General features: G+C 70.3%; 12 protein-coding genes. 7 read left to right on the top strand and 5 right to left on the bottom strand.

What is annotated here, in order from left to right; genetic code table 11:
* Positions 1-16: 16 nt before the first annotated feature.
* Positions 17-1,246: an SLC13 family permease gene (locus ACZ5ZX_RS29985; protein ID WP_465505327.1), complete on the bottom strand. Its 1,230-nt coding sequence runs from the start codon at positions 1,244-1,246 to the stop codon at positions 17-19.
* A 110-nt stretch (positions 1,247-1,356) separates the two neighbouring features.
* Here ACZ5ZX_RS29985 and ACZ5ZX_RS29980 point away from each other — a divergent pair, with 110 nt between their 5' ends.
* Positions 1,357-2,580, top strand: coding sequence for an FAD-binding protein (locus ACZ5ZX_RS29980; RefSeq protein ID WP_465505326.1), 1,224 nt, complete (start codon positions 1,357-1,359; stop codon positions 2,578-2,580).
* On the opposite strand, the gene ACZ5ZX_RS29975 is transcribed toward ACZ5ZX_RS29980, so the two are convergent.
* A complete protein-coding gene (locus ACZ5ZX_RS29975) occupies positions 2,577-2,927 on the bottom strand; it encodes a hypothetical protein (protein WP_465505325.1) in 351 nt (116 codons plus the stop codon). The two genes, ACZ5ZX_RS29980 and ACZ5ZX_RS29975, sit on opposite strands and share 4 nt — an antisense overlap.
* A 110-nt stretch (positions 2,928-3,037) precedes the next feature.
* Between ACZ5ZX_RS29975 and ACZ5ZX_RS29970 the strand changes: the two genes are divergently transcribed.
* The gene (locus ACZ5ZX_RS29970) at positions 3,038-4,228 is read left to right on the top strand and encodes an aminotransferase-like domain-containing protein (RefSeq protein WP_465505324.1); all 1,191 of its coding nucleotides are present in this window, start codon (positions 3,038-3,040) and stop codon (positions 4,226-4,228) included.
* On the opposite strand, the gene ACZ5ZX_RS29965 is transcribed toward ACZ5ZX_RS29970, so the two are convergent.
* On the bottom strand, positions 4,225-4,929 hold the full coding sequence (locus ACZ5ZX_RS29965) for a FadR/GntR family transcriptional regulator (protein ID WP_465505323.1): 705 nt from the start codon (positions 4,927-4,929) through the stop codon (positions 4,225-4,227). The genes ACZ5ZX_RS29970 and ACZ5ZX_RS29965 overlap by 4 nt on opposite strands.
* Before the next feature lie 121 nt (positions 4,930-5,050).
* On the opposite strand from ACZ5ZX_RS29965, the gene ACZ5ZX_RS29960 reads away from it, so the two are divergent.
* From ACZ5ZX_RS29960 to ACZ5ZX_RS29950, 3 genes are read left to right on the top strand one after another with little or no spacing between them, the layout of a single operon-like run.
* Positions 5,051-6,334: an SLC13 family permease gene (locus ACZ5ZX_RS29960; RefSeq protein ID WP_465505322.1), complete on the top strand. Its 1,284-nt coding sequence runs from the start codon at positions 5,051-5,053 to the stop codon at positions 6,332-6,334.
* 11 nt (positions 6,335-6,345) lie between these two features.
* The gene (locus tag ACZ5ZX_RS29955) at positions 6,346-7,812 is read left to right on the top strand and encodes an acyl-CoA synthetase (RefSeq protein ID WP_465505321.1); all 1,467 of its coding nucleotides are present in this window, start codon (positions 6,346-6,348) and stop codon (positions 7,810-7,812) included.
* A 10-nt stretch (positions 7,813-7,822) separates the two neighbouring features.
* Positions 7,823-8,644, top strand: coding sequence for an SGNH/GDSL hydrolase family protein (locus ACZ5ZX_RS29950; RefSeq protein WP_465505320.1), 822 nt, complete (start codon positions 7,823-7,825; stop codon positions 8,642-8,644).
* Here ACZ5ZX_RS29950 and ACZ5ZX_RS29945 read toward each other — a convergent pair.
* A complete protein-coding gene (locus ACZ5ZX_RS29945) occupies positions 8,625-9,584 on the bottom strand; it encodes a helix-turn-helix domain-containing protein (RefSeq protein WP_465505319.1) in 960 nt (319 codons plus the stop codon). The genes ACZ5ZX_RS29950 and ACZ5ZX_RS29945 overlap by 20 nt on opposite strands.
* A gap of 99 nt (positions 9,585-9,683) precedes the next feature.
* Between ACZ5ZX_RS29945 and ACZ5ZX_RS29940 the strand changes: the two genes are divergently transcribed.
* Entirely contained in the window at positions 9,684-10,688 is a 1,005-nt protein-coding gene (locus ACZ5ZX_RS29940; protein ID WP_465505318.1) for a saccharopine dehydrogenase family protein, read from the top strand.
* On the opposite strand, the gene ACZ5ZX_RS29935 is transcribed toward ACZ5ZX_RS29940, so the two are convergent.
* Positions 10,678-11,316 carry a hypothetical protein gene (locus tag ACZ5ZX_RS29935; protein WP_465505317.1) on the bottom strand — a complete coding sequence of 213 codons (639 nt, stop codon included), beginning with the start codon at positions 11,314-11,316 and terminating at the stop codon, positions 10,678-10,680. The genes ACZ5ZX_RS29940 and ACZ5ZX_RS29935 overlap by 11 nt on opposite strands.
* Before the next feature lie 195 nt (positions 11,317-11,511).
* On the opposite strand from ACZ5ZX_RS29935, the gene dhbA reads away from it, so the two are divergent.
* On the top strand, positions 11,512-12,261 hold the full coding sequence (dhbA, locus tag ACZ5ZX_RS29930) for a 2,3-dihydro-2,3-dihydroxybenzoate dehydrogenase (RefSeq protein ID WP_465505316.1): 750 nt from the start codon (positions 11,512-11,514) through the stop codon (positions 12,259-12,261).
* Positions 12,262-12,280 lie beyond the last annotated feature (19 nt).

The following is a 12,280-nucleotide window of genomic DNA, read 5'->3' as shown; positions in this document are numbered from 1 at the left end:
TTCTCACTGAGTGGAATCACGGCATCAGGATCAGCCCAGCCCAGAGCCCGGCGACGGCGAGCACGATGGACGCCGGAACGGTGAGCAGCCCGAGCCGGGTGAACTCGCCCAGTTGGGGCCGGGCGTCGTGCCGGTGCAGGATCCGCCGCCACAGCAACGTGGCCAGCGAGCCCACGTAGGTGAGGTTCGGCCCGAGGTTGACCCCGATCAGCACCGCGAGCACCACCGGTGTCCCGCCCGCCGCGGCGAGCGGGAGCAGCACGAGCACGGCGGGGAGATTGTTGATCAGGTTGGCGAGTACGGCCGCCACCGCGGCGGCGCCGAGCAGGGCGGGAAACGTGCCGGAAGTCGGCACGACGTGGCCGAGCGCCTCGGCCAGTCCGTTGTCGACGACGGCGCGGACCACGATCGCCAACGCGAGCACGAAAGCCAGGAACGGGATGTTCGCCGATCGCACGATCGCCGCCGGCGAGGTCCGCCGCTGAGCGAAAGCACGGCAGGCCAGCACGGCGGCACCGGCGAACGCGGCCCACGCGGGACTCACGTCCAGCAGCGACGTGACCACGAACCCGGCCAGCGTCAGGCCGAGGACCACCAGGACGAACACCGGGACCTTGCGAGCGGGGACGGCGTTCCCGCCACGCGGCCGGGCCGCCAGGTCGGCGGCGAAGAACCGGCGGAACACGAGGTATTCCGTGAGCACCGCCGCGAGCCAGGGCAAGGTCATCAGCGCGGTGAACCGGAGGAACGAGATCCCGGTCGCGGCGACGGCGAGCAGATTGGTCAAATTGGACACCGGCAGCAGCAACGAAGCAGAGTTCGCCAGATGCGTGCAGGCGTAGGCGTGCGGTTTGGCCCGCGCGCCCATCCGCGCGGCCGTGGCGAACACGACCGGGGTCAGCAGTACGACGGTGGCGTCCAGGCTGAGCACCACGGTGACCGCCGCGGCGACGGCGAACACCGCGGTCAGCAACCGGCGTGGCTGTCCGCGGCCGAACCGGGCCATCACCGTCCCGGCCGCCTGGAACAGTCCTTCGTCGTCACACAGCTTGGCCAGTACGAGCACCGCGGCGAGGAATCCGACGACGGGCGCCAGCCTGGCCACCTCGTCGACGGCGTCGGGGAACGAGATCACTCCGGCCAGCAGGACGATCCCCGCGGCGGGGACGGCGGCCACGGCCTCGGGCAGGCCACGAGGCCGGATCACCGCGAAGGCCAGGACGACCAGCAAGAGCACAATGGACACCGTCTCGCCGGTGATGCCGGTCAGGGCGAACCTCCTCCACGTGAAGCGCTACCCCGGCAATCTAGCCTGGGTAGGCTGGGCGTCCGGACGGCGTAAGGAAAAGGGGCTGGGTGCGCGAGACGAACTGGGCGGGGAATCAGACCTTCACCGCGGAACGGATCCTTCGCCCTCGGACCGTCGAACAGGTCCAGGAGGCGGTCGCCGCGGCGACCGCGGTCAAGGCACTGGGCAGCAGGCATTGCTTCAACGACATCGCGGACTCCCCGGGTGGCGTCCAGCTCGATCTGGCCGGGCTCGACCCGGTGACCGAACTCGACAGTGACGCGGCGACGATCACGGTTCCGGCGGCGGCGCGCTACGGCGACATCGCCGAACGGGTGCACGCGGCCGGATTCGCGCTGGCCAACCTCGCGTCACTGCCGCACTGCACGGTGGCCGGCACCGTCGCGACGGCGACGCACGGTTCGGGGTGGCGGAACCAGAGCCTCGCGTCGGCCGTGTCCGGTTTGGAGCTGGTCACCGCGGACGGCGAGGTGAAGACGTACTCCCACCACGACGGCGTGGTCGTCGGTCTCGGCGCGCTGGGCGTGGTGACCCGGCTGACCCTCGACCTGGTGCCTGCCTTCGAGCTGCGGCAGGACGTCTTCGACGGTTTGCCGTGGAAGTCCGCGTACGAGCACTTCGAGGAGATCCAGGCCGCGGGCTACAGCGTCAGCCTGTTCACGAACTGGGCCCGCGACACGATCGACCAGGTCTGGGTCAAGGGACCGGGGCAGCCGGGCGCGGACTTCTTCGGCGCGAAGGCGGCGGACGGGCCGCGGCATCCGGCGCACGCCGCCGGGATCCCGGCGGACAACTGCACACGGCAGCTCGGGGTGCCGGGACCGTGGCACGAACGGCTCCCGCATTTCCGCCTGGACTTCACGCCCAGCGTCGGCAACGAACTGCAGACCGAGTACTTCGTCCCCATCCGGCACGCGGTCCCCGCGATGGAGGCGATGCGCGGTCTCGGGCACCGGCTCGCGCCCCTGCTGCTCACCTCCGAGATCCGCACGGTCGCGGCGGACGAGCTGTGGCTCAGCCCCTTCCACGGCGGTGACCGGCTGGCGTTGCACTTCACCTGGCAGCCGGACCAGGACGCGGTCCGCGCGCTGCTTCCCGTCATGGAGGAACGCTTGGCGCCCTTCGATGTCCGGCCGCACTGGGGAAAGCTCTTCCATCAGGCGGCGGACTACCCGCGGCTGGCCGATTTCCGGGAGCTGGCCGTCGGACTGGACCCGGACGGCAAGTTCCGAAGCCCGTTCGTCCGACGGCACGTCTTCGGTGAGCGCTAATCCGATTGCGACCACGCGGCGACGGGCAGTGAAAGATACACGCCGACGTCGTCGATCCCGGTGGCGGATTCGATGCTCGTGCGCAGCAGATCCACCCGCTCTTGCCGGTTGTCGGCCCGGCTCGGGAACCACTTGGACCGGACCTCGACCAGGAGATCCAGCCCGAAGCGGTCGAACGGGCCTGGCTGCCGGAAGCGCAGCTCGACATCCCCGGGTTGGAGATCGCCGTCGTAGGGCTCCTCAGGGCATTCGACCGCCACGGAAACGAGATGCGGCAGAACCGAGCCCAGCTCACGCAACTTGGCTTCGGGAAGATGAGGCGCGTAGGTGATTTCCACGAGTGGCACGAGGTCGAGTTTAGCCCGGCCGGGCTGATATCCTGACGGGAGTTGCTTGCTCGCGCGGGAAGATCCCCGGCCGCTGCACTGGAGCCGCCCGTTTCTCCCGAGGAGCCTTCATGTCTCTTCCCCTCGCCCGTCGTATGGACGGCGTCACCAGTTCCCCCGTGCGCGATCTGCTCGCCCTCACCGCCCGCCCCGGCGTGATCTCCTTCGCCGGTGGCATTCCCGCCCCCGAACTGTTCGATGTGGACGGCCTTCGTGCTGCCTTCGACCGAGCACTCGCCGACGAGTCCGCCCGCCGAGCCCTGCAGTACTCGCCCACGGAAGGTAACCCGCGCCTGCGCGAACTTCTGGCCGGTCGGCTGGCCGAACGCGGGCTCCCGACCACTGTGGACGATCTGCTGGTCACCACCGGTTCGCAGCAGGGCCTGCAGTTGCTGAGCACCGCGTTGCTCGACCCCGGCGCCGTCGTGCTGGTGGAAGAGCCGGTGTACCTGTCGGCCCTGCAGTGCTTCCAGCTCGCCGAGGCCCGGATCGTTCCCGTTCCCGGCGACGAGGAGGGGATCGACCCGGCGGCGCTGGACGAGATCGCGGCCAGGGAACTGCCTTCGCTGCTGTACCTCGTCCCGACCTTCTCCAATCCGTCCGGCCGCACGGTCACCCCCGGCCGCCGCCGCGCGCTCGCGGAAGTGATCGCGCGTCACGGGTTGTGGCTCGTCGAGGACGATCCGTACCACGAACTCCGTTACCGCGGTGAACGCGAAGAACCGATGTCGGCGCGGCCGGAGCTCGCCGGCCGCTCGATCTATCTCGGCAGCTTCTCGAAGGTGATCGCGCCGGGTATGCGGCTGGGCTGGCTCCGGGCACCGCGGGAACTCCTGCGCCGGGTCGCGATCCTCAAGCAGGCGAGCGATCTGCACACCTCCACCGTCGATCAGGCGGCCGCGGCCGAATACCTGGCGGCCGCGGATCTCGACGCGCACGTGCGGCGGCTGTGCGAGACCTACCGCGTCCGCCGGGACGCCATGCTGGCCGAACTGCCCGCGATCACCCCGCCGGGGACCACGTGGACCGAACCCGACGGCGGGATGTTCCTGTGGGTCACCTTGCCCGACGGCAGCGACGCCGACCAGTTGCTTCCCGAGGCGCTGCGGTACGACGTCGCCTTCGTGCCCGGTTCTGCGTTCCAGGTGGGGGAGCCGGATCGGGCGGCGTTGCGGCTCTCGTTCGCCGCGCACGCGCCCGAGACGATCTCGGAAGGGCTGCGGAGGCTGGCCAAGGCGCTGTCGTCGCCGGACGCGCGCTAATCGCTCTGCGGATCCCAGCTCAGCAGCCGGACCTTGCTCACGGTCTGGACGTGCCGTCGCATCGCGTTCGCGGCCGCCTTCTGGTCGCCGGCCCGGATGGCGTCGGCGATCTTGTGGTGCTGGCTGAGCGATCGCGACGGCCTGCCGGGCTGACGCAGTGATTCGGTCCGGCTTTCCGCGATCTGCGCGTCGATCGAGCGCATGAACTCGGCGAGGAGGCTGTTGTTCGCGGCGGCGGTGATCGCTTCGTGGAACCGGCGATCGCCTTCGACACCGTGCCCGCCGCCCTCGATCTCGGTCGCCATATACGCCAGCGCCGCGTCGATCGCGGCGAGATCGGCGTCGGATCGCCGCAGCGCGGCCAGTTCCGCGAGCTTGGTCTCCATCGCCTCCCGGGCCTCGAGCACTTCCGGCAGGCGACGGCGGCGGGCCACGAGTTCGTCGACCGGTTCGACGTCGAGATGATCGTTGCGCAGGTAGGTGCCCCCACCGTGACGGGATTCGAGCAGGCCCTGTACCTCGAGCACGACGATCGCCTGCTTGATCGACGCGCGGCTGACCCCGAGCCGCTCGGCGAGGTCGCGTTCGCTCGGGAGCTTGTCGCCCGTGTGCAGGCCGGATTCCTCGACGTGCGCCTTGATCCGTTCGACGACCTGCTCGTAGAGCTTCGCCCGGTTCAACCGGCTCAACGCCTCCGGCACGGATCCCCCTCGGTCGGACTGCGGAAGTGGCTCAGCCAATTTACCACTCGCGCCTTGACAAGTGGCCGACGTCACAGCGAAAGTGGCTCAGCCACTAGTCCACTGAGTCAGGAGGACGGTCATGTCCGCCCAGCTGATCTCGATCCTCGTCCTCGTGGTGATCTTCGCCGTCGCCACGACCCGCTCGGTCAACATGGGGGCGCTCGCCTTCGCCGGCGCGTTCCTCGTCGGCACGCTCGCCGGCGGCCTGGACACTGACGGCATCTTCGCCGGTTTCCCCGGCGACATCTTCGTGGTGCTGGTGGGGGTCACCTACCTGTTCGCCATCGCCAGGGCCAACGGCACCACCGACTGGCTGGTCGCCGCGGCCGTCCGGCTCGTCGGCGGCCGGATCGCGCTCATCCCGTGGGTGATGTTCGTGGTCACCGGTGCGCTGACCGCGATCGGCGCGGTGAGCCCGGCGGCCTGCGCGATCGTCGCGCCGATCGCGCTCGGTTTCGCCGCCCGTTACAAGATCAGCCCGCTGCTCATGGGCGCGATGGTGGTGCACGGCGCGCAGGGCGGTGGATTCTCGCCGATCAGTGTCTACGGCTCGATCGTCAACGGGATCGTGGAGCGCAACCACCTCACGAGCAGCCCCGTGGTGCTGTTCCTGGCGAGTCTCTTCATGAACCTCGCCATCGCCGGTGTCCTCTTCGTCGTCCTCGGCGGGACCAAACTGCGGCGCCGTCAGGTCGTGACGGCCGGAGCGGCTTCCGGCACCGAGGAGGCCGACGAGGAACCGCTGCCGCACGAACAGCGCATTCCCTTGGACGGCCCCAAGATCGTGACGCTGATCGGGCTGATCGCGCTCGTGGTCGGCACCTTGGTCTTCGACCTCGACCCGGGCTTGACCGCCATCACCGTCGCCGTCCTGCTGAGTGTCGTCTGGCCCAAGACCAGCCGGTCCGCCGTCTCCGAGATCACCTGGCCGACCGTCCTGCTGATCTGCGGTGTGCTGACGTATGTCGCCGTGCTGAAGGAGATCGGCACCATCGACTACGTGGGCAACGCGGTCACCACCGTCGGGATCCCGCTGCTCGCCGCGCTTCTGCTGTGCTACATCGGCGGCGTGGTCTCGGCGTTCGCGTCGTCGGTCGGGCTGATGGGCGCGCTCATCCCGCTCGCCGTGCCGTTCCTGGCGCAGGGCACGATCGGGCCGGTCGGCATGATCGCCGCCCTCGCGGTCTCGGCGACGATGGTGGACGTCAGCCCCTTCTCCACCAACGGCGCGCTCGTCCTCGCCAACGCGAAGGACATCGACCGCGACAAGTTCTTCAAACAGCTGCTGGTGTACGGGGCGCTCGTGGTGGCCGTCGTGCCGCTGATCGCCTGGCTCGTGTTCGTCGTGCCCGACTGGGGCTGAGGAGGAGACTCATGCTGTTCGCCGGGAAGAAGGACCGCGTCGCCCTGCGGTTCGGTGCCGAATCCCTGACCTACGGCGAACTCGCGTCCGTCGCGGGATCGCTGGCCACCGGGTTGGCCGGCCGCACGCGGGTCGCGGTGTGGGCGGCACCGACCCTCCGGACGTGTGTCGCGATCGTCGCGGCGCTGACCGCCGGAGTCCCGGTGGTGCCGATCAACCCGAAGGCCGGATCGCGCGAACTGGCGCATATCGTCGCCGACAGCGCGCCGGATCTGGTGCTGGCCGAGCCGGACGCGGTGCTGCCCGCGGAACTCGGGGCGCTGCCGCGGATCGACGTCGACCTGGACGCCTCGGGTACGCCGTGGCGAGGAGCCGAGCCCGATCCGGAGACCCCGGCGTTCGTCATCTACACCTCCGGGACCACCGGCCCGCCGAAGGGTGTCCTGCTCCCGCGACGGGCGGTGGCCTCGAATCTCGACGCGCTCGCCGAGATCTGGGACTGGACCGACGCCGACGTCCTCGTGCACGCCCTCCCGCTTTTCCATGTGCACGGCCTGATCCTGGGCGTCGTCGGCCCGCTGCGGCGGGGAGGTTCGCTGCACCACCTCGGGCGCTTCAGCAGTGAAGCCGCGGCGAAGGAGCTCGCCGGTGACGGCACGATGCTCTTCGGCGTCCCGACGATGTACCACCGGCTGGCGGCCGACTGTGAAGCCGATCCCGCGCTCGCCGCCGGAGTGGGCGCGGCGCGGCTGCTGGTGTCGGGTTCCGCGGCCCTGCCCGCGACCGATCACGAGCGGATCGCCGCGGCGACCGGGCAGCGCGTGGTCGAGCGCTACGGCATGACCGAGACGCTGATGAACTGCGGTGTCCGCGTCTCGGGGGAGCGGCGGCCCGGCGCGGTCGGCCCGCCGGTGCCCGGTGTCGAACTGCGGCTGGTCGACGACTCCGGAGTCCCGTTCGACGCCGCCGACGGTGAGACGGTGGGGGAGATCGAGGTCCGGGGCCCGAATCTGTTCCTCGGCTACCTGAACCGGCCGGACGCCACGGAAGCCGCACTCCATGACGGCTGGTTCCGTACCGGCGACATGGCCGTGCGCGACGCGGACGGGTATGTGCGGATCGTCGGCCGCCGCGCCACCGACCTCATCAAGAGCGGCGGTTACAAGATCGGCGCGGGCGAGATCGAGAACGCGCTCCTGGACCATCCCGGAGTCGCCGAGGCGGCCGTCACCGGCGAGCCGGACGAGGATCTCGGCGAGCGCATCGTCGCCTGGATCGTCCCCGCCGACGTCAAGCCGACGGCCGACGAACTCGCCGACCACGTGGCCGGTCTGCTCTCGCCGCACAAGCGGCCGCGGGTGGTGCGCTACCTGGATGCGTTGCCCCGCAACGAGATGGGCAAGGTGCTCAAGCGGGCGCTCCATGGCGGTGTCATCGACGGCATCGCGGGATCGGAACCGGTCACCTTCACGAGATAAGGGGTTCGACATGGTCAAGCGGATATCCGCCGCGGTGGTCGCCGCGGTCGCGCTCGCTCTTCTGGCCACACCGACGGCCCAGGCCGGCGATGCCGCCCGTTACGTCGCCATGGGTAGTTCTTTCGCGGCTGGACCGGGAATCCCGCCGCAACAGCCCGGGACACCGGCCGCGTGCGGACGTTCGGCGAAGAACTACGCGAGCCTCGTCGCCGAGAAACGCGGGCTCGCCCTCACCGACGTCACGTGCAGCGGTGCCACCACCGCGAACATCCTCACCACCGGACAGGCCGGGCAGCCGCCGCAGATCGAGGCGGTCACCCCGGACACCCGGCTCGTGACGGTCACCATCGGCGGCAACGACGTCGGCTACGTCGGCAGCCTCTTCACCTACGGCTGCCAGAACACCGGCGGCGCGAACTGCGGTCAGGTCGACCAGAACGCCATGCGCGCGGCACTCACCACGGTCCACGAGAAGATCGGCGCCGTCATCGCGGCCGTCCACCGGCGCGCGCCGCGGGCGCGGGTGCTGGTCGTCGATTATCTGACGATCGTGCCGCGCACGCCGCCCGCCTGCGACGGGGTTCCGCTCACCCCGGAGCAAGTGGTCTTCGAACGCGAAGTCGCGGACCGGTTGGCGGCCGCGACCCGGCGGGCGGCCCGCACCGAGCGGGCGACCCTCATCCCGGCCGCCGCGGTGAGCGCGCACCACGACGCCTGTGCCGCGGTTCCGTGGATGGAGCGGTACGCGACCGCGCCGGGACGCGCTTCGTACCACCCGAACGAGGCCGGGATGGCGGCCGTCGCGGACCTGGTCACGGCACGGATCCACTAGCCGCCCGAGCGCGGAAGGTGCGCCGGTAGCTGTCCGGCGGCACCCCGACGGTCTGGTTGAAATGCCGCCGCAAGGTCGCGGCGGTGCCCATGCCGGTGGCCTCCGCGATGGCGTCGACGCTGTCGTCGGTGCGCTCCAGCAGTTCCTGCGCGCGGCGGATGCGCTGGGTCAGCAGCCAGCGCAGCGGAGTCGTCCCGGTCGCCGACCGGAAGTGCCGCGCCAGATTGCGTGAACTCATGTTGGCGCGGCGGGCGAGATCTTCGACGGTCAGCGGCCGGTCCAGCCGTTCGGTCACCCAGGGGAGCAGGTCGCCGAGCGGGTGACCGTCCTGCGCGGGCACCGGCGCGGTGACGAACTGGGCCTGCCCGCCCGCGCGATGCGGTGGGACGACCAGTCGGCGGGCGACGGTGTTCGCGACCGCCGAACCATGGTCGGAGCGGACCAGGTGCAGGCACAGGTCCATCGCCGCCGCCTTGCCCGCCGAGGTGAGCACGCTGCCGTTGTCCACGTAGAGCACGTCCGGATCGACCTCCACCAGGGGATACCGGGCGGCGAGCAGATCGGTGTGCGCCCAGTGCGTCGTCGCGCGGCGGCCGTCGAGGAGCCCGGCGGCGGCCAGCACGAACGCGCCCGTGCAGAGGGACGCCACCCGCGCGCCCGCTTCGTGGGCGGCGCGCACGGCGTCGACGAGGTCCGCGGGCGGGGCGACGTCGAGGTCGGCCCAGCCGGGGACGATGACCGTGTCGGCGCGCGCGAGCAGGCCGAGGTCGTGGTCCGGTTCGAGGAGGAACCGGCCGACCTTCACCGGCGCCGGGCCGCAGACGGTCAGTGCGTACCAGGAACCGGTGAACCCCGGCAGGCCCGTGCCGAAGACCTCCTGGGCGATGGCCAGCTCGAACTGCAGCATTCCGTCCGTGGCGGCGAGGGCGACCGTGGTCATGTCCGAAAGTGTACGCATGACGGCGTTCCAGACACTGTCAATGGGCGGTTCCCGTCGGCAGGATGGTCCACAGTGGATCAACGAGGGCAGGAGAACCCCATGGGTAAGGGATATGACGTCGCGGTGTTCGGGGCTTACGGGCACACCGGGCGGTTCGTGGTGGCGGAGTTGCGCGAGCGGGGAGTCGGCGTGCTGGCCGTGGGCCGGGACGAAGCCAAACTGCGTGCCCTGCCTTGGCCCGGCCTCGAGATCAGGCAGGCCTCGGTCGACGATCCGGCCTCGCTCGACCGCGCCTTCGAGGGTGCGGACGCGGTGATCAACGCCGCCGGGCCGTTCGCCGACACCGCCGCCCCGGTGATCGAAGCGGCGCTGCGGGCGGGCGTGCCGTATCTCGACGTGGCCGCGGAACTCGAAGCGAACATCGACACCTTCGCGCACTTCGGTGACAGGGCCGAGGGAGCGACGGTGATCCCGGCGATGGCGTTCTTCGGTGGTCTCGGCGACCTGATGGTCACCGCCGCGATGGGCGACTGGACCTCGGCCGACGAGGCGCACGTCGCCTACGCGCTGAGCAGCTGGCATCCGACCGAAGGGACCCGTGCGGCGGGCAAGGTTTCGCGGGAACGCCGGAACGGGCAACGGATCCGGTTCTCCGGCGGCCGGATCGAGCACCGCGACGACGCGCTGCCGGAGCTGGACTGGGACTTCCCGGCGCCGCTCGGGACCCGTGCCGTGTTCGGCGAGTTCACGATGGCCGACGTCATCACCGTCCCGAATCACCTCGACATTCCCGAAGTGACCACGTACATGACGGTGAACGCGGCCCGCGAGGTGGTGACCCCCGAGACGCCGTCACGCGCCACGGACGGCCCGTCCTCACAGACCTTCGTGGTCGACGTCGTCGTGCGGTCCGGCGGGGAGGAGCGGCGGATCGTCGCTCATGGCCAGGACATCTACGCGATCACGGCGCCGCTGGTGGTGGAGGCCGTCCAGCGGGTGCTTGACGGCCGGACCAAAGCGACCGGGGTCGTCTCGGCCGGGGAGGTTTTCGACGCGGCCGATTTCCTGGCGGCGCTGGCGCCGCGGATCACCTTCACCACATGAGGACGGCGGCGAGGGCCGCGTAGGCGCCACCGCCCACGAAGAGCCCGACGAGCGTTCCGACCGTGACTTCGGCCGTGGTGTGGTCCTTGAGTTCGACGCGGGACCAGCAGACCCAGCCCACGCCGAGTAGCAGAAGAGCGAGCCAGGGGCCGTAAACCTGGACGAGGATGGCGACGGCTCCGGCGGCGACGGCCGCGTGCATGCTCACCTTGAACTTGAGCCCGAAGGTGATGGCCACCGCGACGATCAAGGAGACGAGTTCGGCGGCCGCGAGCGCGATCAGTTCGCGGGGCGCGTCGCCGATGATGAGGATGGCGAAGCCGACGGCGAGAAAGCCGATGCAGGCGGCGAAGGGGACCACACGTCCGGCCCGGTCGGTGACGTGGTGGCTGTCCCACTGGCCCTTCCTGGCGCCGCGGACGATGACCGCCATCGGCAGGATCGAGCCGAAGACGCCGGTGATCAGGCCCCACAGCAGCGTTTCGCCGAGATGATGCGAGGTGACCCGCCAGGCGACGGCGAGCGGGAGCAGGAGTACCCAGACCCAGGGGGCGAGCACCTCGGTGGCGAGGCGGGCTGATCGCCGCCGGGTGCTCGCGGCGGTGGTTTCGGCGGGCACGGGCGACATGGGGTGGCTGCTCCTTCGTGGACGGTCCGGCTGATCGCGGGTAGGCGAGTCTGTCATCCGCCAGCAGGGATGCGGCAAGCGCACAGATACTCAGGCCGCGAGTGGTCTGAATCACCGGTGTCGGTCCCTCGCTTTGTCCGGATCACCCGACTAGCTTAGGCAAGGCTAAGCACACAGACGTGGGGTGGTTGTGGCGTGGAGGGGATCGAAGGCAAGGTCGCGCTCGTCACCGGAGGCGCGCGCGGGATCGGGGCGGCCGTCGTGGACGGGCTCGCCGGGGCGGGCGCGATCGTGGCGGCGGTGGACCTGGCGGAAGGGCCCTCCCGCGACGGCGTGACCTCGTTCGTCGCGGATGTCGGGGATTCGGCGGCCGTGGCGCGAGTGGTCGGCGAGGTCGAACGCGAACTCGGGCCGATCGGGATCGGGGCGTCCGTCGCGGGCGTGCTGAAACCGGGGTCGGTGTGCGAGACCAGTGACGAGGACTGGGCGGCGACCTTCGCCGTCAACTCCACCGGCGTGTTCACGGTGCTTCGCGAGATCTCCCGCCGCATGCTTCCCCGCCGGAGCGGGGTGCTGGTGACGGTCGGGTCGAACGCCGCGGGTGTCCCGAGGACCGGAATGGCGGCCTACGCCGCCTCAAAGGCCGCCGCGACGATGTTGACCCGCTGTCTCGGTCTCGAACTCGCCGGCTCCGGCATCCGCTGCAACATCGTCTCGCCCGGTTCGACCGACACCGAGATGCAACGTCTACTGTGGACGGACGAGAGCGGCGCGGATCGTGTCATAGCGGGAAATCCGGAGCAATACCGGGTCGGCATACCGCTGGGCCGGATGGCCGAACCCGCCGATATCGCCGACGCCGTTCTGTTTCTGGCCTCCGATCGCGCGCGGCACATCACGATGCAGAACCTCTACGTCGACGGCGGCGCCACGCTCCGCGGGTGATCTCGATGACGCAACGAAG

The organism is Amycolatopsis sp. NPDC033938 (assembly GCF_055575975.1).
This window is presented reverse-complemented; position numbering and strand designations above follow the sequence as displayed.

Excerpts from the sequence above, each read along its gene's own strand:
- ACZ5ZX_RS29970 (WP_465505324.1), top strand. The coding sequence starts at position 3,038 with ATGTCTCTTCCCCTCGCCCGTCGTATGGACGGCGTCACCAGTTCCCCC.
- ACZ5ZX_RS29960 (WP_465505322.1), top strand. The coding sequence starts at position 5,051 with ATGTCCGCCCAGCTGATCTCGATCCTCGTCCTCGTGGTGATCTTCGCC.
- ACZ5ZX_RS29955 (WP_465505321.1), top strand. The coding sequence starts at position 6,346 with ATGCTGTTCGCCGGGAAGAAGGACCGCGTCGCCCTGCGGTTCGGTGCC.
- ACZ5ZX_RS29950 (WP_465505320.1), top strand. The coding sequence starts at position 7,823 with ATGGTCAAGCGGATATCCGCCGCGGTGGTCGCCGCGGTCGCGCTCGCT.
- ACZ5ZX_RS29945 (WP_465505319.1), bottom strand. The coding sequence starts at position 9,584 with ATGACCACGGTCGCCCTCGCCGCCACGGACGGAATGCTGCAGTTCGAG.
- ACZ5ZX_RS29940 (WP_465505318.1), top strand. The coding sequence starts at position 9,684 with ATGGGTAAGGGATATGACGTCGCGGTGTTCGGGGCTTACGGGCACACC.
- ACZ5ZX_RS29935 (WP_465505317.1), bottom strand. The coding sequence starts at position 11,316 with ATGTCGCCCGTGCCCGCCGAAACCACCGCCGCGAGCACCCGGCGGCGA.